The sequence below is a fragment of the Bradyrhizobium ottawaense genome (assembly GCF_900099825.1).
Classification (GTDB): domain Bacteria; phylum Pseudomonadota; class Alphaproteobacteria; order Rhizobiales; family Xanthobacteraceae; genus Bradyrhizobium; species Bradyrhizobium ottawaense_A.
On record NZ_LT629693.1, the window covers coordinates 1,337,687 to 1,355,509 of the forward strand.

The window sequence follows — 17,823 nt, forward strand, 5'->3', positions numbered from 1 at the left end:
CGCTGGGGATGCGATAGCACCATGCTGAATTTCCTTGCGCGCCGCGTCATCCAGCTGGTTCCGACGCTGTTCTTTGTCTCGTTGTTGATCTTCTCGCTGCAGCATCTGCTACCGGGCGACCCGGCGCTGGTCATGGCCGGCGAAGAACGCGATCCCGCCGTGATCGCGCAAATCCGCCAGCAATACAAACTCGATCAGCCGATCCCGGTGCAATACGTCTACTGGGTCAAGGGCGTGCTGTCGGGCGATTTCGGCGAGTCGCTGCGCAACAAGATGCCGGTACGCGCGCTGATCGCGCAAAAACTGCCGGTAACGATGCAACTGGCCTCGATGGCGATCGTGATCGCGTTCCTGATCGGCATTCCCGCCGGCATCGTCTCGGCGGTCAAGAAGGGCACGGCGTGGGACTATGGCGCCAACCTGTTTGCGCTGTGGGGCATCTCGACGCCGAACTTCTGGCTCGGGATCATGCTGATCTTCCTGTTCTCGATCGAACTCGGCTGGCTGCCGGCATCCGGCTATGTCCCGCTCACCGAGAACTGGCGCGCCAGCCTCGCCTCCACTATCATGCCGGCTTTCGTGCTCGGCAATGCCATCGCTGCGGTCCTGATGCGCCATACCCGCAGCGCCATGCTGCAGGTGCTGGAAAGCGATTACGTCCGCACCGCGCGCGCCAAGGGGCTTTCCGAACGCTCGGTGATCCTCAAACACGCCATGCGCAACGCGCTGACGCCGGTCATCACGCTCGGCGCGCTCGAACTCGGCACACTGCTGTCGGGCGGGGTGCTGACCGAACAGATTTTCTCGATTCCAGGCTTCGGCAAGCTGATCGTCGATGCCGTATTCAACCGCGATTATGCCGTGGTGCAGGGCGTCGTGCTGACGACGGCAACGATCTACATCACGCTGAACCTGATTGCCGACATCGCCTATATCCTGGTCAATCCCCGGCTGAGGGCGTAACGCGATGACCGACGCAGCGCTCACCGCCATCCCCCCTGCCGTCTCCGAGGAACTGGAAAGCCCGTCGCGCCGCGCGCTGCGCCGGCTGTTCCAGCGCAAGGGCGCGGTGGCGGGCCTTGTCGTGATCGCGACGTTCGCGCTGCTCGCTGTGTTCGCGCCGCTGATCCTGCCCTATGATCCGATCGCGACCAGTTGGTCGCTGGTCCGCAAGCCGCCCTCCGCGCTGCACTGGTTCGGCACCGACGAGCTTGGCCGCGACATTCTCAGCCGTGTCGTCTATGGGGCGCGGGCCTCATTGATGGCCGGTGCGATCTCGGTCGGGATCGCGCTCGGTATCGGTGTGCCGCTGGGTCTGCTGTCGGGTTATCGCGGCGGCTTCATCGACGCCCTGATCAGCCGGATGACGGATGCGATGCTGGCCTGCCCGTTCCTGATCCTCGCCATTGCGCTGGCGGCGTTTCTTGGGCCCAGCCTCGGCAATGCCATGATCGCCATCGGTATCTCCGCGACGCCGATATTCGTGCGCCTGACGCGCGGGCAGGTGATGAGCGTCAAGGTCGAGGATTATGTCGAGGCTGCGCGCGCCATGGGCAATCCGCCCTGGCGCATTGCACTGTTTCACATCCTGCCGAACATCATGCCGGCGCTGTTGGTGCAGGCGACGCTGTCGATCGCGGCCGCCATCATCGCTGAGGCCGCATTGTCCTTCCTCGGCCTCGGCCAGCAGCCGCCGGCGCCGTCCTGGGGCAGCATGCTGAATTCCGCCCAGCGCTTCCTGACCAATGCACCCTGGATGGCGATCTGGCCGGGACTGGCGATTTTTCTGGTGGTGCTGTCGTTCAACCTGGTCGGCGACGGCCTGCGCGACGCGCTCGATCCCAGGGAGCGGTAGCCATCGGAAGCACCGTGGCAAAGTAGCCCGGATGAGCGAAGCGACATCCGGGACGGGTGAGTGTGTTCCCGGATATCGCTTCGCTCATCCGGGCTACGAAGCTGGCTGACCGCCCTCGCCGCGGAGATTTCAGATCACCACTTCCCGCATCACCCTTCGGCAATCCATCTCATATTCAAGATCGATCACGGGCGGTCGCGCGAAATGCCAGGTCAGGCCGGCGCGCGCGGCGCCGCGGCTTACCAGTGCATCGGCAAGGACGGGATGAAAGTCGTGGATGGTGTAGGCCTGCGTCGCCGTCGCATCCTTCCAGCTGAGCCCGAACTCGCCCATGCGCTTTTCCATGACGCCGACGACATAGCGGACTTTCTCCTTGATGCCGTCAGGACTGATATCCCGGTAGCGGACCGTGCGTTCGGCATAGCTCGCGGCCCCATCCTGCGACTCGCCGCTGCCCGCGATCACGAAACTCGGCGTAGCGCCCGGGCTCGGCCGCGTGAACGAGAAAGCGTAGAACGATGGCTCGGCCGGCGGATCGATCTCGGGGCAGACATTGCTGCGCGCCACCGGATTGGTTTTGCCGTCGTAGATACCCCATCCGGCCAGCGTCTTGACGTAGTGCAGGTTGAAATTCCGGAACCCCTCGTCGGTGAACGCCGCGGGCGAGCGCAGCTCACAGGCGCAGAACGAAGTCAACGGCCGCCCGGCGGCCTGAATATATTGCGCGATCCGCGCAAAGCCTTCCGCCAGCGGCACCCATTTGTCGAAGCGTACGCGCTCGATTTCATATCCGGGGTTGGCTGCCGCACCAGCCGAATACTGGAACACGGCCGGGATGAACCGGTAATTGCCGGCGGCGAAGTCACTGGTCATGTCGCTCCCTTTTCTTGTTATTCCAGTTGCATGCGGACGCCCTTGGCGCCGTTGAGCAGCCGTTTCAGGTGAAATCCGGCCAGCGCATCGTCGGCATGAAGGCCAACCAGCGCCGCAAAGGCCGGCATTGCCGTGGCGTCGCCGGCCTCGAGCTTGGCGAAGGCCTCCACATATTGCGCAGTCGCAGGTGCCTTGAACGGCGCGTCCTGTAGCGGTTCGAAGGCGCGAAGCGGCTCGCTGCGGCCGCGCAGCATAATATCGCCGACCGGCCGTCCCTGAAAATCGCCGGCGGCCTCCGCTACCGCGGCGCTGACGCAGATGCGGGTGCCGAGATGCTTGTTGGCGGCCTCGAGTCTCGCAGCGGTATTGATGGTGTCGCCATACGCGGTGTAGTCGAAAAAGCGACTGCCGCCGAAATTTCCGACCAGCGCCGACCCGGCATGGACGCCGATCCGCGTGACGCCGAAATTGACGCCCTTCTCTTTCCACCGTTCGCGGAACGCCTGGGCCCAGATGTCGAGGTCATGGGCGCAGGCAATGGCACGCCGGGCATAGTCCGGCTGGTCGCCGGGCGCATTGAACAGCACCTGGATCGCGTCGCCGATGATCTTGGCGACCGTCCCCTCATGGGCGAACACGACGTCGGTCATGCCGCCCACATATTCGTTGAGCAGCGCGCCCAGCACTTCCGGTGCCGCGGTCTCCACCAGCGAGGTGAAGCTGGTGATGTCGGTGAAGATGGTCGCGATCTCGCGCCAGTGCACTTCCATGCCGTCGCTGTCGCCGATGGCCGCGAGACGGCTCGCGATCTGCGGCGAAAAATACCGCGACAGCGAGGCGTGCGCGCGCTCGGCTTCGGCCTGGCGGCGGCGGGCCTCGCGCATCATCTCGACGTGGCGGATGGTCTTGTCGATCGTCATTTCGAGATCGCCGAAATCGATCGGCTTGGTCAGGAAGTCGAATGCGCCGCGGTTCATCGCGGTGCGGATGTTGCTCATGTCGCCGTAAGCCGAAACGATGATGGTCGACTTCTTGTCCTCGGCTTCCTGCAGCTTGGCCAGCAGCGACAGCCCGTCCATCCGGGGCATGTTGATGTCGGATACCACCATGTCGACATGCGGATGCTGCTCGATCGAGGCCAGCGCCTCGATGCCGTCATGGGCAAATACGAACGCCACCGCGCCGTCGCGGATCTGGCGGCGGAATTTCTGCAGCACCAGAGCCTCGAGATCGGGCTCGTCATCGACGACGAGGATGGTCGCGGTCATGCGGCTTGCCCGAGCCTGGCGTCGATCTCGTGCCGCAGCAGCGCGAAATCAATCGGCTTGGTCAAAAGGCCGATGGCACCGTTCTCTATCGCCTTGCGGCGCGTTTCGGCATCGCCATAGGCGGTGATCATGATAACGGGCACGTCGGGACGCTCGGCGCGCACTTTCGGCAGCATTTCGAGTCCGCTCATGCCGGGCATGTTGATGTCGGACAGGATCAGGATCAGCGACGGATCCTTGATATCGGCGGCACGCGCCAGCGCCGCGGGCGCCGACGGCGCGAACTCCATGGTAAAGCGGCCGGATTTCAGATCGCGGCGGAACTGCTGACGGAACAGGGCTTCGACGTCGGGCTCGTCATCCACGACGAGTATGTAAACGCTCAATTCTTGCCTCCATTAATCGGCTGTGCCGCCCCGCTTCTGGGCAGCGTAATAATGAATTCGGTAAATGCGCCGGGCTCGGTGGCGACGTCGATGGTACCGCCGTGCTGCTTCACGATAATGTCGTGGCTCATCGACAGGCCGAGGCCGGTGCCCTCGCCCGCCGGCTTGGTGGTGAAAAAGGGATTGAACATCTTCTCCTTCACCTCTGGCGGAATCCCGGTGCCGTTGTCGCGAATCCGGATTTCCACCTTGTTGCCCAGGCTCTTGGTGGCCGCGCTTAAGGCAGGCTCAAAGCCCTCGTCGCCGGCCTCCTTGCGCTTGGTCGCGGCATAGAACCCGTTCGAGATCAGGTTGAGGAAGACGCGGGTAATCTCCTGCGGATACAGATCGACCTGGCCCGCGGAGGGATCGAAGTCGCGCTTGAGCGTGATGTTGAAGCCGGACTTTTCGGCACGCGCGCCGTGATAGGCGAGATTGAGGCTTTCCTCGACGATCGCGTTGATGTCGGCGGGCCGGTGCTCGCCCGAGCCTTCGCGCGAATGCAGCAGCATGTTCTTGACGATCGAATCCGCCCGCTTGCCGTGCTGCACGACCTTTTCGAGGTTGCCCTTCAACATATGGGTGAGCTCGTCGATCTCTTCCCGGGTCTTGTCGTCAAGCGCCGCCGGCTTCAACACGTCGTTCAACTCGTCGATCAGTTCCCCCGACAACGCCGCGAAATTGTTGACGAAATTGAGCGGGTTCTTGATCTCATGGGCGATGCCGGCGGTGAGCTGGCCGAGCGAAGCCAGTTTCTCGGTCTGCACCAGGCGGTCCTGCGCGGTGCGCAACTCTTCGAGCGATAGCGAAAGCTCCTTGGTGCGCTCCTGCACCTGCTCGAACAAACGGACGTTCTCGATGGCGATGACGGCCTGGTCGGCAAAGGTCTGGACGAGATCGATCTGACGCTGGCTGAAAGGTCCGGGTTCCGGCCTTCCCAGCAACAGCACGCCCTCGACCGCGCCATCACGCATCAGCGGCACCGCGAGCACCGCGCGGTAGTTGCCAAGCGCCGGCGCACGGCCGAAATTATATTCGGAATCGCCTTTCACGTCAGGGACGTGGGCAGGCTTGCCATCCATGAAAACCCGGCCGGTGATGGTGTCGCGGCCGGGTTTGATGGGGTTGGCATGCATGAAATCGATGAACGCCTGGGTGCAGCCCGACTCGGCCTGCAGCCGCATCACCTCGCCGTCGCGCAGACAGATGATGCCGAGCGATGCGCCGCACAACGCCTTGGCCGATTCCGTCAACGTCGTCAGCACCGACTTCAGGTCGAACGCCGAGCGGCTGATGACCTTGAGCACGTCGGCGGTTGCGGTCTGCTGTTGCAGCGATTCACTCAGTTCCGACGTCCGCTGCTCGACCTTGTTCTCAAGGTCCGCATAGGATTCCTGAAGCCGTGCGCCCATGTCGTTGAATTGATTGGCAAGACCTTCGAGCTCGTCACCGGTCCTGATCGTGATGCGCTGGGCGAAATCGCCGCCGCCGATCCGTTCCGCGCCGGCGCTCAGTGCCCTGATCGGGCCGACCATGCGGCGGGCCAGGAAGATTCCGGCGAGCACGGCGAAGATCGACGCTCCCAGCAGCACGATCGCAAGCCGCTGCAACGCCTGGTACAGCGACGCATAGGCTTCCTTGACCGGCAGCTCGACGAACATGGTCCAGCCCAGCGGCGCGATCGGCGCGGATGCTGTCAGCACCTCCTGGCCCTGGATGTTCAGCGAACCCTGCAGCGCATCGGCGTCGTTCGCGTTTCCGTCGCGGGCAGCCTGAACCTGCACCAGCTTCGACATGTCGGTGTTGCGCAGCACCAGGCTGATGTCGGGATGGGCGATCAGCCGTCCTCCCGAACCCACCACATAGGCATGACCGCGCTCGCCTACCTTGATCTGCGAGACCACGTCCCAGATCAGCTTCAGATTGACCTCGGCGATGCTGACGCCGGCATCCTTGCGGGTACCGGCCAGCGACAGCGTCATGTAGGGTTCGGACTCGCGGCGGAAATAGACCGGCCCGTAATAGACTTTGTTGGCGACCGCCTCGGTGAATTTCGGGTCTTTGGAGAGGTCGAGGCCGGAGTCGACGACATCCATGGCGAGCCGCGATACCCGCAAGCGCTCCTTGCCGGTCGAATCGACCTGCGACAGTTCGGTGATGGCCGGCACCTGTCGCAGCAGCCGGAGCGCGTCGAAGCGGCGGTCCTGCAGCGAGCCGGCCGACCATGGCAGTTGCGTGGTCCAGCCGAGCTGGCTTTCGATTTCCTTGATGAACTGGCCGATTTTGGCGGCGGCGGCCTCGGCCTGTTCGTGCTGAATCCGGATCAGGGCCGCCTTGTGCTCGCGGTAATAGAAGAAAACCTCGAAAATCCCGTTGGAAAGCAGCGCCACGCCCACCACCGCGACGAACAGCGCGACATATTTGGCGAACAGGCGGGCGCGAACTTTCGGCCCCTGAGCTCCCTGCACGGGCGGCGCGGCCGCCGCGGATGAAGCCGCTAGCGTTCGTCCTTCCGAACTATCCGGATGCAGGGAAATACTCATCCCGGCCAAGCTAGCAAGAAGACTTGGGCTTGTCTCTTGCCGCAGCGCAACAACTCACTCGATGACCTCGTCGGCCAGTGCCACCAGTCTGGGCGGGATTTCAAGCCCGGTGGCTTTGGCTGTCTTGAGGTTGAGCACGAAAGGGTAACGGGTCGGCTGCTCGAACGGCAGATCGCCGGGGCTAGCGCCCTTGAAGATACGGTCAACCAGGGCGGCCGTCCGTTCGAACGACTCCGTCAGATCAGGCCCGTAGGACATCAGGCCGCCGTCACGAACCAGGAAGTCAAATTCATAGATCGCCGGCAGCTTCCTGGCCGTGGCGAAATCGAACACCCGCTTTCGATTGAGATTGGTGAGCGAGTCCGCCACCATCAGGATCGCATCCGGCATATCGCCGTCCATGGCGGTGAAAGCCTCGTTGAAATCGTCGGGTTCGCGAACACCCACGGCCTGCACCGTGATTCCGAGCGCTTCGGCCACCTTGGCCGATGCCTCGTAACGCAGCGTCATGCCAAGGTCGTCCCTGTTCCAGAGCATGGCGACCTTTTGCAATTTGGGCGACATTTCCTTGAGAAGCTGAAGACGCTTGGTGGTCAGCGTCGTCGCCACATCGGAGATGCCGGTAATGTTGCCGCCCGGATGCGCCAGACTATCGATCAGCCGGGTCTCGACGGGGTCGCCCAAGCCGGTGGCGCCTATCGTCGGAATGCCGGTCGGCTTCGCCGCCAAGGCAGTCGGATAGCCGATGACGACGATCGCATCGATGCCGCGCGATTTCAGCTCTTCGAGCATCGCAGGGATCTTCGCGATTTCTCCCATCGAGCCACGGGCGTCCCAGGTCAGGTTTTGGCCGACGGTGTAGCCGCGTTGTGCCAACGCCTTCACCACGATCTTCCCGAAGGGGCTATCTTCCGTCATGGGCGCTACCGGCGTCAGCGTTCCCAAATGATAGATCCGTCCCTGCGTCTGGGCCATCGCGCGCGGAGTCGTCAGCGCAGCCCCGCCGAGGAGTCCGAGGAATTCGCGTCGCTTCATCCGGACGTCCTGTTGTTGCGGGCCGGCAAAACCCCTCGCGCCCCCCCGAAAAGGCTAGCACGGGACAACGAAAAGGCGGCAACGGCTATTGCCGTTGCCGCCTGACTTTACCGGCATTACCAAAAGGACTTCAAGTCGGCTTGAGTGCCTCGTGGCCAAGATCGAAGTCCGCGATCTCCCTGGTGCGGTCGGATTCCGCATTGGCGCGGTGGTCGGTCGCGATCGCGACATAGACCGCGGGCAGCACGAACAGCGTGAACAGCGTGCCGATCGACATGCCCGACACCACGACGAGACCGATCGAGAACCGGCTCGCAGCACCTGCGCCCGATGCAGTCAGCAGCGGTATCAGGCCGGTAACCATCGCCGCTGTCGTCATCAGGATCGGACGGAGCCGGACGCGAGCCGCCATTTCGATGGCCGAGCGCCGGTCGAGCCCTTCCTTGAGCTGCAGTTCGTTGGCGAACTCGACCATCAGGATGCCGTGCTTGCTGATCAGGCCGACCAGGGTGAGCAATCCGACCTGGGTATAGATGTTCATGGTCGCCAGGCCGAAGAACAGCGGAATCATCGCGCCGACGATCGCCATGGGAACGCTGATCATGATCACCAGCGGGTCGCGCAGGCTTTCGAACTGCGCCGCCAGCACCAGGAAGATGATGATCAGCGCGAAACCAAAGGTGACTGCGAGCTGATTGCCTTCCTGCACGTATTGGCGCGAGTCGGCCAGATAATCGTGGCTGAACCCGGCCGGCAGATTCTTCGCAGCACTTTCGAGGAAGTCGACGGCCGCGCCCACCGTCACGCCAGGCATCGGCACCGCCGAGAAGGTCGCGGAGTTGAGCTGATTGTAATGCGTCAGCGCGTTCGGATCGGTGACGGTCTCGATCGAGACGATGGTCGAGAGCGGCACCAGCTGCCCGGTGTTGGTCGGGACGTAATAACCGCCGAGCGCTTCCGCCGACAGCCGCATGCCGCGCGGCACCTGCGGAATCACCTGATAGGAGCGGCCCTCGAGATTGAAACGGTTGACGTAATTGCCGCCAAGCAGCGTCTGCAGCGTGTTACCGACCTGCTGCATGTTGATGCCGAGGTCGCTGGCCTTCGAGCGGTCGATATTGACCCGCACCGTCGGCTGGTTGAAGTCGAGGTCGCTGTCGGAAACGATGAACATACCGCTCTTGCGCGCGGCGTCCTTCAATTTCGCCATCTCCTCATAGATGGCCCGGAAGCCGGCGGTCGAGTTGATCACCATCTGCACGGGCAGACCGCCCGGCCCGCCCGGCAGCGGTGGCAGGTTGAACGCGAACGCGTTGACGCCTTCGATCTTGGAGAGTTCGGCCTGCACCAGCGGCTTCAGCTTGATCGACGAGCGCTCACGCTCGTCCCACGACTTCAGCAGCATGCCGGCAATGCCGCCCTGCGGGCCGTTGATGCCGTTCAGCACGAAACGCAGATCGGTCTCGGGGAATTTGGCGAACATCCCGTCGAGCTTCTCGCCGTAGAAATCGACATAGTCGATGTTGGCGTATTTCGGCGCCTTGGTCACCGCGAACACGATGCCCTGGTCCTCTTCGGGCGCGAGCTCCTTGGAGGTGTGCATATAGAGGAAGCCGACCAGACCGAGGATGGTCAGCGCGAACAGCCCGGTGATCGGACGATAGTCGAGCGAACGATCGAGCTGGCGGCCGTACCAGTGCGTCAGGGCGCCGAACACCCTGTTGACGACCTTGGCGAACCGCCCCTCCTCGGCGCTCTTGAGGAAGATCGAGCACATCATCGGCGACAGCGTCAGCGCGATCACGCCCGACACGATCACCGAGCCCGCAAGCGTAAAGGCGAATTCGCGGAACAGCGATCCGGTCAAGCCGCCGAGGAAACCGATCGGCGCATAGACCGCGGCCAGCGTAATCGTCATCGAGATGACGGGCCCGACGATTTCACGCGCGCCCTGCAGCGACGCCTGCACCGGCGATTTACCCTCTTCCAGATGGCGGTGGATGTTCTCCACCACCACGATGGCGTCGTCGACCACGAGCCCGATCGCCAGCACCATCGCCAGCAGCGTCAGCAGGTTGATGCTGAAGCCCATCACCAGCATCAGGCTGCAGACGCCGACCAGCGACAACGGAATCGTGACCACGGGAATGATGACCGAGCGGAACGAGGCGAGAAACAGGAAGATCACCACGACGACGATCAGCACGGCTTCGCCGAGCGTCTTCTCGACCTCGTCGATCGACGACTGAATGAACTTGGTGGAATCGTAGGCCACCTTCATCTTCATCGACGGCGGCAGATTGCGTTCGAGTTCCGGGAACAGCGCACGGACACCCTTGACCAGCGTCAGCGGGTTGCCTTGCGGGGTTGCCTGCACACCGATGAAGATCGCGTGCTCGCCATTGAAGGCGACGCTGGCGTCCGAGCTCTGGGCCGCGAGTTCGACCTGCGCAATGTCCTCGATCCGCACGAAGCCGCCGTCCTTGGACTTGACGATCATCTTCTTGAACTGGTCGAGGTTCCGCAGGTCGGTATTGGTCGACACGTTGGAGACGATGAAATAGCCCTTGGCCTGTCCGGCGGCGGCCTGGAAGTTGTTGGCGGCGATGGCGGCCTGGACGTCGGTCGGCGACACGCCGCGACCGGCCATCTTGAGCGGATCGAGCCACAGCCGCATCGCGAACGTTTGCCCGCCGAGAATGTCGGCTGAGGCCACGCCGTCCACGGTCGACAGCACCGGCTGCACGACGCGCGTCAGGTAATCCGAGATCGCCGAGCCAGACAGCTGCTCGCTGGAGAAGCCGAGATACATCACGGCGGTGGTCTGGCCCGTCGTCTTGGTCACGATCGGGTCGTTGGATTCCTTCGGGATCAGATATTTGACCGAATTCACCTTGGCGAGGACTTCGGTCAACGCCTGGTTCGGATCGAAATTCAGCTTGACGTAGACCTGGATGGTGCTGGTGCCGAGCACCGACGACGACGTGATGTAGTCGACGCCTTCAGCGGAGGCGACCGCCTGCTCGATCGGCGTGGTGATGAAGCCCTGGATCAAATCCGCCGACGCGCCGGGATAGACGGTCGTGACGTTGACGACCGTGTTCGACAGTTTCGGATACTGCCGGATCGGCAGCACGGTCGCCGCCCGCAGGCCGATCAGGAGGATCAGGAGGCTGATCACGACCGAAAGAACCGGGCGCTTGATGAAGATATCGGTTAAGGCCATCGCGATTTATCCCGCTAAGTTCGGCAATTGGGCGCGGTCTCCCGAAGGAAACCGCGGCCCGCTTTTCATCTGCATGCGGCCCGTCGGGCCGTAAATCCTAGTAACGCGGCGGTGTTGCCGGAATCGGCGGCACCGGATCGGTCGAAATCGCAACGGCCGAGCCCGATTGCAGCTTGAGCTGTCCGACGGCGACGACGCGATCGCCCGGCTTCAACCCGGTGAGGATTTCAGCCCGCCCGTTGATACGGTTGCCGGCCTTCACGAAGGTGCGCACCACCGTCAGGCTGGTCTTGCCATCCTCGGCCTTCTTCTCGGTGAGCAGGTAGACCGAGTCACCATAGAGCGTGTAGTCGACCGACGTTTCGGGCACGGTGACGACCGCCGGCTTCTCCGGCAGCACCACGGTGGTGGTCGCGAACATGCCGGGCTTGAGGATGCGATCGGGATTGGCGATCGTCGCCTGCACGCGGATGTTGCGGGTATCGGTCGCGATCTGCGGCTCGATGGTCGTGATCTTGCCTTCGAAGCTGCGCCCCGGATAGGCATCGACCGCGATGCGAACGGTCTGCCCGACCTTGAGCTGGGCGGAGTCCTTTTCGGTCACGGTGAAGTTGGCATAGAGCTCGGACAGATCGGTCAACGACACGATCTGCGTACCCGCGGTCAGATATTGTCCGACCTCGACCTTGCGCACGCCGAGTTCGCCGTCGAACGGCGCCCGCACCAGCTTCTGCGAAATGATCGCTTCGGTCTTGGCGATGCCGGCATTGGCCTGGTCGAACGCTGCCTGCGCCGTATCGACGGTCGCCTGCGGCCCGAACTGGCGCGAGGCCAGTTGCTTGGCGCGATCGAGCGAGAGCTGCGCCACCGTCGCCTGTGCCTTGAAGTTGGCGAGATCGCCCTGGTCGGGGGCATCGAACAACTGCACCAGCGGCGTGCCGGATTTCACGCTGGCGCCCGCGGTGAACATGATGTCGGTGATGCGTCCGTTGACGTCGGAGGTGACGTTGACCTGATGCACGGCGGCGAGATCGCCGACGGCGGTCAAAAGATTCGGAATCACTTCGGACGCTGCCGTGGCGATGCTCACGCTGGTTGGCGGCGGCTTGTTGTTGGCGAAGAACTGCGCGATCATCTTGCCGCGGAAATAGTTGAACCAGACGAGGCCGCCGACCAGCAGCGCCAGCACCAACCCGACGATGATGAACCAGCGCACCATCCGGATCGGACGCTTGCGCTGGGCCTCGCCGATCGGCTTGCCCGACAGTTTCGGTTCAGTCACGATATTCATGTCATGCACTTTCTGCAGTTACCGATTGTCCCGAATTCGGCGACAGCTCGCAGTCCAGATGGGAAGCAATTGCAGCCTCGTTAAGTCCGATGCCGCGCAGGATAAACTGGCAAAGCTGCCGCTCGACGTCGGCGGCGTTGCCATAGGAAAGACAGGGTATGGCCGGAAGCCGCGTCAGCGCGGCCATCAACACGGTGTGGTGGGCGAACCAGAACAGGTTGAGCGGTTCGCTGCCGATCCGCGCTGCGTCGCCGGCCGCAACCGCGCGTTCGATCGACGCGGCGAATACCGGCCCAATCAAGGCGCCGACCTTGTCGTACAGCAGCCGCGCGAACTCGCCGTCATCGAGATGGCTCGTCGCCATCAACCTGATGCGTTGAGCCTCCTGCTCGTCCGGGCCGTCCGAGACGTGCATGAAGTGGCCGACCATGCCTTTGACCAGTTCGACCAGGGTGCCGGTCGACGGCTCCTGGCCGAGCAGATGCGCCAGATCCGGGTCGGCTTCGCATTCTTCCGCCAGGATCTCCGCATAGAGCGCGGCCTTGGAGGGAAAGTGCTTGAACAGCAAGCCTTCCGAGATGGCCGCCGCCGCCGCCACGCTCTTGGTGGTGGTGCCGGCAAAGCCGTTCCGGGCAAAGCATCGCTTGGCGGCGCTCAGTATCAATTGACGCCGTAAATCACTTGTCATGCGCAGGGTGGACATGGGCGTGTGAGTAATCACTCACCACGTCAGATGTCAAGGTTTTATTGCAGTGCGAAACGGCCATTTCGGTCAAAATCGCCAAGAATCTCAGCAATCCCACCGCCCGCAGATGCCTTGACCCCGGCGCCGGCACGAGATTTAAGATAGTTGCAGATGCGACTAATTCGAGACCGTCGCGCAACCATTCTGTTTCCACGATGAGCATAACGCGCCATGAATCAGGATGCACGCGAACTGGCTGACACGTTCGACCTCGAGAAACTGACACCGGACTTCTATGCCGACCCCTACCCGACCTATCGCGCGTTGCGGGAGCACGAACCGGTCAAGCGGCTGCCGAACGGTTCCTGGTTCCTGACCCGCTATGACGATCTGGTCGCGGCCTACAAGAACACCAAGGTGTTCTCTTCGGACAAGAAGAAGGAGTTTGCGCCCAAATATGGCGCCTCCCTGCTCTACGAGCACCACACCACGAGCCTCGTTTTCAACGATCCCCCCGCCCACACAAGGGTGCGGCGGCTGATCATGGGCGCGCTGTCGCCGCGTGCGATTTCGGGCATGGAGCCTGACCTGATTGCCCTGGTGGACCGGCTGCTCGATGCCATCGCCGCCAAGGGCAAGGTCGACCTGATCGACCACTTTGCGTCCGCGATCCCGATCGAGGTGATCGGCAATCTGCTCGACGTGCCCCAGGACGAACGCGAGCCGCTGCGCGACTGGTCGCTGGCGATCCTCGGTGCGCTGGAGCCGGTCGTCGCGCCGGACGTATTTGCGCGCGGCAACCAGGCGGTGAAGGATTTCCTCGTCTATCTCGAAGGTCTGGTGGCGCGCCGCCGCGCCAAGCCCGGCAATCCCGAGCGCGACGTGTTGACGCGGTTGATCCAAGGCGAGGACAATGGCGAGCGGCTGACGGAAAAGGAACTGCTGCACAATTGCATCTTCCTGCTCAACGCCGGCCATGAAACCACCACCAATCTGATCGGCAACGGGCTGGTGGCGCTGCTGGGTCATCCGGCCGAAAAGCAGCGGCTGATCGACAACCCCGCGCTGATCAAGACCGCCGTCGAGGAAATGCTGCGGTTCGAGAGCTCCAACCAGCTCGGCAACCGCATGACGGTCGAGCCGGTCGAACTCGGCGGCATCGCGCTGCCGGCGGGCACGCCGGTCACGCTGTGCATCGGCGCCGCCAATCGCGATCCCGCCCAGTTCGCCGATCCCGAACGTCTCGACATCGGCCGCACGCCGAACCGGCATCTCGCCTTCGGCACCGGCGCGCATCAATGCGCCGGAATGGCGCTGGCGCGGCTGGAGGGCGCGATCGCGATCTCGCGCTTCCTGGCGCGATTTCCAAACTACGCGCTCAGCGGCAAACCAGTGCGCGGCGGCCGGGTACGGTTTCGCGGATTCCTGAGCGCGCCGTGTCAAGTCGGCTAAGGCAGCGGAAGTAAATCAGCGGCTTAGCGCGGCTTCCTTGAACGCAGACAAAAGCGGAATTTCCAGCTTCCCATGCATGCCGCGCATGATCTCATAGGCCTGCTCGCGCGGCATCCCCGGCTTGTACGACCGCGCCTCGATGAGGGCTGCGAAAATATCTGAAATGGTCAGCATGCGTACAATGTCGGAAATGCTTGCCGCACAGAGCGCGTCGGGATAGCCGCTGCCGTCGAGATATTCATGGTGGTGACGGACGGCATCGAGAACTTCCGGAGAAATGCCCGACGTTCCCTTCAGCACTTCGTATCCGGCTGCCGGATGGGTTTCGATCAGCGCCCGCTCCTGCGGATCCAGGCGCCCCGGCTTGTCGAGAACGGCAAGCGGGATTCTGGCTTTGCCGATGTCATGAAACATCGCCGCCGTATGCAGGCGTTCGATATCGGCCTTCGCCAATCCCAGGCTCAAACCGAAATCGACCGCCACGCCCGTCACGAGAAGGCAGTGCTGATACGTGCCCTCATGATGACGGCGCACGGTATCCAGCCAATTGGACAGGCCGTCCTCGGCGATGTTGTCGGCAATACGTCTCGCCGCGCCCTTGGCGGCGGCCACGTCGATTGCACCACCCGTCAGCGCCGAGGAGAACATCGATGCGATGGCGGCTGCGCCGCCTGACGCGACATCGCGTGCGTCGCCCGTCGCTTGTCGGGTGGGAGCAAGCGGCGCGCCGCGGTCGGCCAGTGTCGCGATCAGAGATTTCTTGCCGACCGGATTGACGAGCACGTGCGTCGCACCGAGCGCGTAGGCCTGCGCGGCGAACAGCCGCTCCTGGTGGTCGATAATAAAAACCCGCTTTCGAACGTGCTTCAGCCGGGAAAGCAGTTCCTTTATCGCGGCAATGTTTTCGACGCTCCGAAGATCAGCGGCGACGATGGCCGCATCGCATCCCTGGTGCACGCCTGCTTTGCCCGTGAGCGGCGCACAACTGACCACGAACTCCGGCACCAGCATCGAACGCAGGTCCGCGGATTTACAGGGATTGTCTGTAATGACTTCGACGGACACCTGAAAAGTCCCTCTAGATCATAAAATGTCAGGCGCGGCGTATCCCCGCTAAAATTGTCCGGAGAAATGCTGCCACCGCAGTTTGCGGAACACCCGTTATTTGCAGGTTAACGTTCGTTGCAGAACGATATCGAAACTCGGCAAGCGGACTGCCCGCTTTTGCGGCAACTCAACGGGTTCCGCTGCCGCGGCCGGATCGGACAAGCAGGTTCCCGTTGCCGTCGATCTCGCCGACGCGGCCGCCAGACCGTTGCCGCCCGCGCGAAAGTGGCGAGCCTTCGCCGCGTCCACCCGCCGTCCAGCCGCACTAGGTGCCAGGCTGGTCTCCGGCGATGGCGCGGTCGATCGCGTCCACTCCCTGCGTCTCCACGAACTTGGCGCGCGCCCGTTCCGCCTTGTCGCGATCGAACGGGGCCGCGAGAACCTTCGCATGCGCATCGCGCTCCTCGACCATGCGGTCTCTTGCCTTTTTCAGCGTGTCCAGCCGTTCGCCCATAGGATGCTCGCTTTGTCTGTTCCATGTCCGCCGAACCGCGCGAACGCGCCGCCATCATGGTTCGGCGGTCTTTGTCAGCCTGGCAACGCGGAGAATCGCCGCGCGACCTTACGACATGGCAAGCCCGGTCGATTGAATTTAAATCCGCTTTTGCTCAACCGGCCCTATCTATTGCGCGCCAGGTTGCTACCTTTGCATAGTTCGATGCCCCTTTGAGACACCGGACGACATCAACCGCAGGGAGAGATCGGTATGCCCAAGGGCGAGCAAAAGGGTAATCGGGAAAAGAAGAAGCCGAAGAAGGAAAAGATCAAGTCGATCGCTGCAGCACCGAGCCAAAAGGGCGTCGGAAGTCTGCAGTCAGGCTTCGGTAACAAGAAATAGCGTCATGCTCCGGGAAGCCGGCGGATCGGCGCCGCCGCCGCCGGCGCGTTGACGCGCGCCTGAACGGGTTGGATCGCTATCAGTTTCCGGCGGTGTTGAAGCGGTCGAGGTCGCAATCCTTCGCCGCATATCTGGTCCGGCGGATGCCGTCGCTATCTTCCTCAACGGTCGGCTTGCAACGCGCGCTCCAGGCCTCTTCCGCCAACCTGTCGGCCTTGAGCTCTTCCTCCGTTCGCGGCACGACCTGGATGGTTGTGCGGCCGCCGACGGCGAAGTCGGTCTTTTGGCTGGGGAGAAGCGGAGTACCGTTCAGAATGGCCGAAGCCTTGGCATTGGCCGCGGCTTGCCTCTCATAGATGGCCTGGACGGCATCTGCCGCGTGCCCGTGATCCAGCGCAAACTGGGCTGACGCCGACGAGATCGAGGCGATGACAATCGAGACGGCGAAGACGATACGCATATTGGTTGCCTCATGAGATGAGCACTGCCTGTCAGCAATGACGGACAGGCATTGAGGCGCGGTAAAGCAGCGTAACTAACCGCTTCGCAATTTTTTCGTTAAAGATTTAACCGTCTCGCCGGCACCAAAAATGCGGGCCGCGAGATCACACGGCGAATGCCGGAATTCATTCGCGCGCGCCGCACGACACGGCGCGGGCGCGACAGGCATCGACTACTCGCTGCGGCCGAACTCGCAGCCCTTCTTGGCATAGGCCAGGCGGCCGACGCCTTCATTGTCGTAGGTGCGTACCGGCTTGCAAAACGCTTCCCATTTCTCGATCAAGGCGCGTCTTGCTTTTTCGTCTTCCTGTTCCTGGGCGAGGTCGCGCGCCGGCGCATCACGATAGGACGTCGTGCACATTCTGCCGAAGAACTTGCTGTAGGTGCATCGCTCAACGACGTCCCATCCCTCGGCCGAGGCCGATGTGGACAGAAGGGCGAGAGTTGCAATCGCGTAGAAGGTTTTCATGGTGTCGCTCGTCGCTGCGGATAAACATCCTTACGAAACAGCTAACGCCGGAGCGGGCGCGGGCACAATGATAACCCTTTGTTAAGCTGAATAGCACCGAAAAAGGTTAAATCTGGAACCGGAAATTCGAAGGCGCGCACTCACCGCCGCTCGCGATCGACCAGGCGCGCAGTTCGATTGCGAGACAACATCGCCCATCATTGGCACAGCGAATGCGCCGCATTGAACGAACTTGAGACACCGCCTCGATGGTGT

The 17,823-nt window shown here is 62.7% G+C and carries 16 protein-coding genes; 4 read left to right on the forward strand and 12 right to left on the reverse strand.

Annotated elements, in window-relative coordinates; all coding sequences use genetic code 11:
- The first annotated feature begins 21 nt into the window (after positions 1-21).
- Both BLR13_RS06370 and BLR13_RS06375 read left to right on the forward strand, forming a co-directional pair.
- Positions 22-963: an ABC transporter permease gene (locus tag BLR13_RS06370; protein WP_074826374.1), complete on the forward strand. Its 942-nt coding sequence runs from the start codon at positions 22-24 to the stop codon at positions 961-963.
- Positions 964-967: 4 nt separating this feature from the next.
- Positions 968-1,855 (forward strand): ABC transporter permease, encoded by an 888-nt coding sequence (locus BLR13_RS06375; RefSeq protein ID WP_074826371.1) that lies wholly within the window; start codon positions 968-970, stop codon positions 1,853-1,855.
- Positions 1,856-1,984: 129 nt separating this feature from the next.
- Here the strand turns inward: BLR13_RS06375 and cnbZ are convergent, their stop codons facing one another.
- From cnbZ to BLR13_RS06415, 8 genes are all read right to left on the reverse strand, one after another.
- Positions 1,985-2,728: a 2-amino-5-chloromuconate deaminase CnbZ gene (cnbZ, locus tag BLR13_RS06380; RefSeq protein ID WP_074826368.1), complete on the reverse strand. Its 744-nt coding sequence runs from the start codon at positions 2,726-2,728 to the stop codon at positions 1,985-1,987.
- A gap of 17 nt (positions 2,729-2,745) precedes the next feature.
- The gene (locus tag BLR13_RS06385; RefSeq protein WP_074826367.1) at positions 2,746-3,996 is read right to left on the reverse strand and encodes an adenylate/guanylate cyclase domain-containing protein; all 1,251 of its coding nucleotides are present in this window, start codon (positions 3,994-3,996) and stop codon (positions 2,746-2,748) included.
- Positions 3,993-4,382 (reverse strand): response regulator, encoded by a 390-nt coding sequence (locus tag BLR13_RS06390; protein WP_074826364.1) that lies wholly within the window; start codon positions 4,380-4,382, stop codon positions 3,993-3,995. The genes BLR13_RS06385 and BLR13_RS06390 overlap by 4 nt, the downstream gene beginning before the upstream one ends.
- Positions 4,379-6,964, reverse strand: a complete 2,586-nt coding sequence (locus tag BLR13_RS06395; RefSeq protein ID WP_074826361.1) for an ATP-binding protein — start codon at positions 6,962-6,964, stop codon at positions 4,379-4,381. The genes BLR13_RS06390 and BLR13_RS06395 overlap by 4 nt, the downstream gene beginning before the upstream one ends.
- Positions 6,965-7,018: 54 nt before the next feature.
- On the reverse strand, positions 7,019-7,999 hold the full coding sequence (locus BLR13_RS06400) for an ABC transporter substrate-binding protein (protein ID WP_074826358.1): 981 nt from the start codon (positions 7,997-7,999) through the stop codon (positions 7,019-7,021).
- Between the two features lie 130 nt (positions 8,000-8,129).
- On the reverse strand, positions 8,130-11,225 hold the full coding sequence (locus tag BLR13_RS06405; protein ID WP_074826355.1) for a MexW/MexI family multidrug efflux RND transporter permease subunit: 3,096 nt from the start codon (positions 11,223-11,225) through the stop codon (positions 8,130-8,132).
- 97 nt (positions 11,226-11,322) lie between these two features.
- Positions 11,323-12,516 (reverse strand): efflux RND transporter periplasmic adaptor subunit, encoded by a 1,194-nt coding sequence (locus tag BLR13_RS06410; RefSeq protein ID WP_074826353.1) that lies wholly within the window; start codon positions 12,514-12,516, stop codon positions 11,323-11,325.
- Position 12,517: 1 nt separating this feature from the next.
- Positions 12,518-13,219, reverse strand: a complete 702-nt coding sequence (locus BLR13_RS06415; protein WP_074826349.1) for a TetR/AcrR family transcriptional regulator — start codon at positions 13,217-13,219, stop codon at positions 12,518-12,520.
- 213 nt (positions 13,220-13,432) lie between these two features.
- On the opposite strand from BLR13_RS06415, the gene BLR13_RS06420 reads away from it, so the two are divergent.
- A complete protein-coding gene (locus BLR13_RS06420; protein ID WP_074826345.1) occupies positions 13,433-14,653 on the forward strand; it encodes a cytochrome P450 in 1,221 nt (406 codons plus the stop codon).
- Positions 14,654-14,668: 15 nt separating this feature from the next.
- Here BLR13_RS06420 and BLR13_RS06425 read toward each other — a convergent pair whose 3' ends face one another.
- A complete protein-coding gene (locus tag BLR13_RS06425) occupies positions 14,669-15,718 on the reverse strand; it encodes an HD-GYP domain-containing protein (protein WP_074826342.1) in 1,050 nt (349 codons plus the stop codon).
- Positions 15,719-16,025: 307 nt separating this feature from the next.
- Entirely contained in the window at positions 16,026-16,214 is a 189-nt protein-coding gene (locus tag BLR13_RS06430; protein ID WP_074826338.1) for a hypothetical protein, read from the reverse strand.
- A gap of 252 nt (positions 16,215-16,466) precedes the next feature.
- On the opposite strand from BLR13_RS06430, the gene BLR13_RS42200 reads away from it, so the two are divergent.
- Positions 16,467-16,598 carry a hypothetical protein gene (locus BLR13_RS42200; protein WP_283806850.1) on the forward strand — a complete coding sequence of 44 codons (132 nt, stop codon included), beginning with the start codon at positions 16,467-16,469 and terminating at the stop codon, positions 16,596-16,598.
- Between the two features lie 79 nt (positions 16,599-16,677).
- On the opposite strand, the gene BLR13_RS06435 is transcribed toward BLR13_RS42200, so the two are convergent.
- Complete coding sequence (locus BLR13_RS06435; RefSeq protein WP_074826335.1) at positions 16,678-17,058, reverse strand: hypothetical protein; 381 nt, start codon at positions 17,056-17,058, stop codon at positions 16,678-16,680.
- Between the two features lie 213 nt (positions 17,059-17,271).
- The gene (locus tag BLR13_RS06440; protein ID WP_074826333.1) at positions 17,272-17,568 is read right to left on the reverse strand and encodes a hypothetical protein; all 297 of its coding nucleotides are present in this window, start codon (positions 17,566-17,568) and stop codon (positions 17,272-17,274) included.
- Between the last annotated feature and the right edge of the window lie 255 nt (positions 17,569-17,823).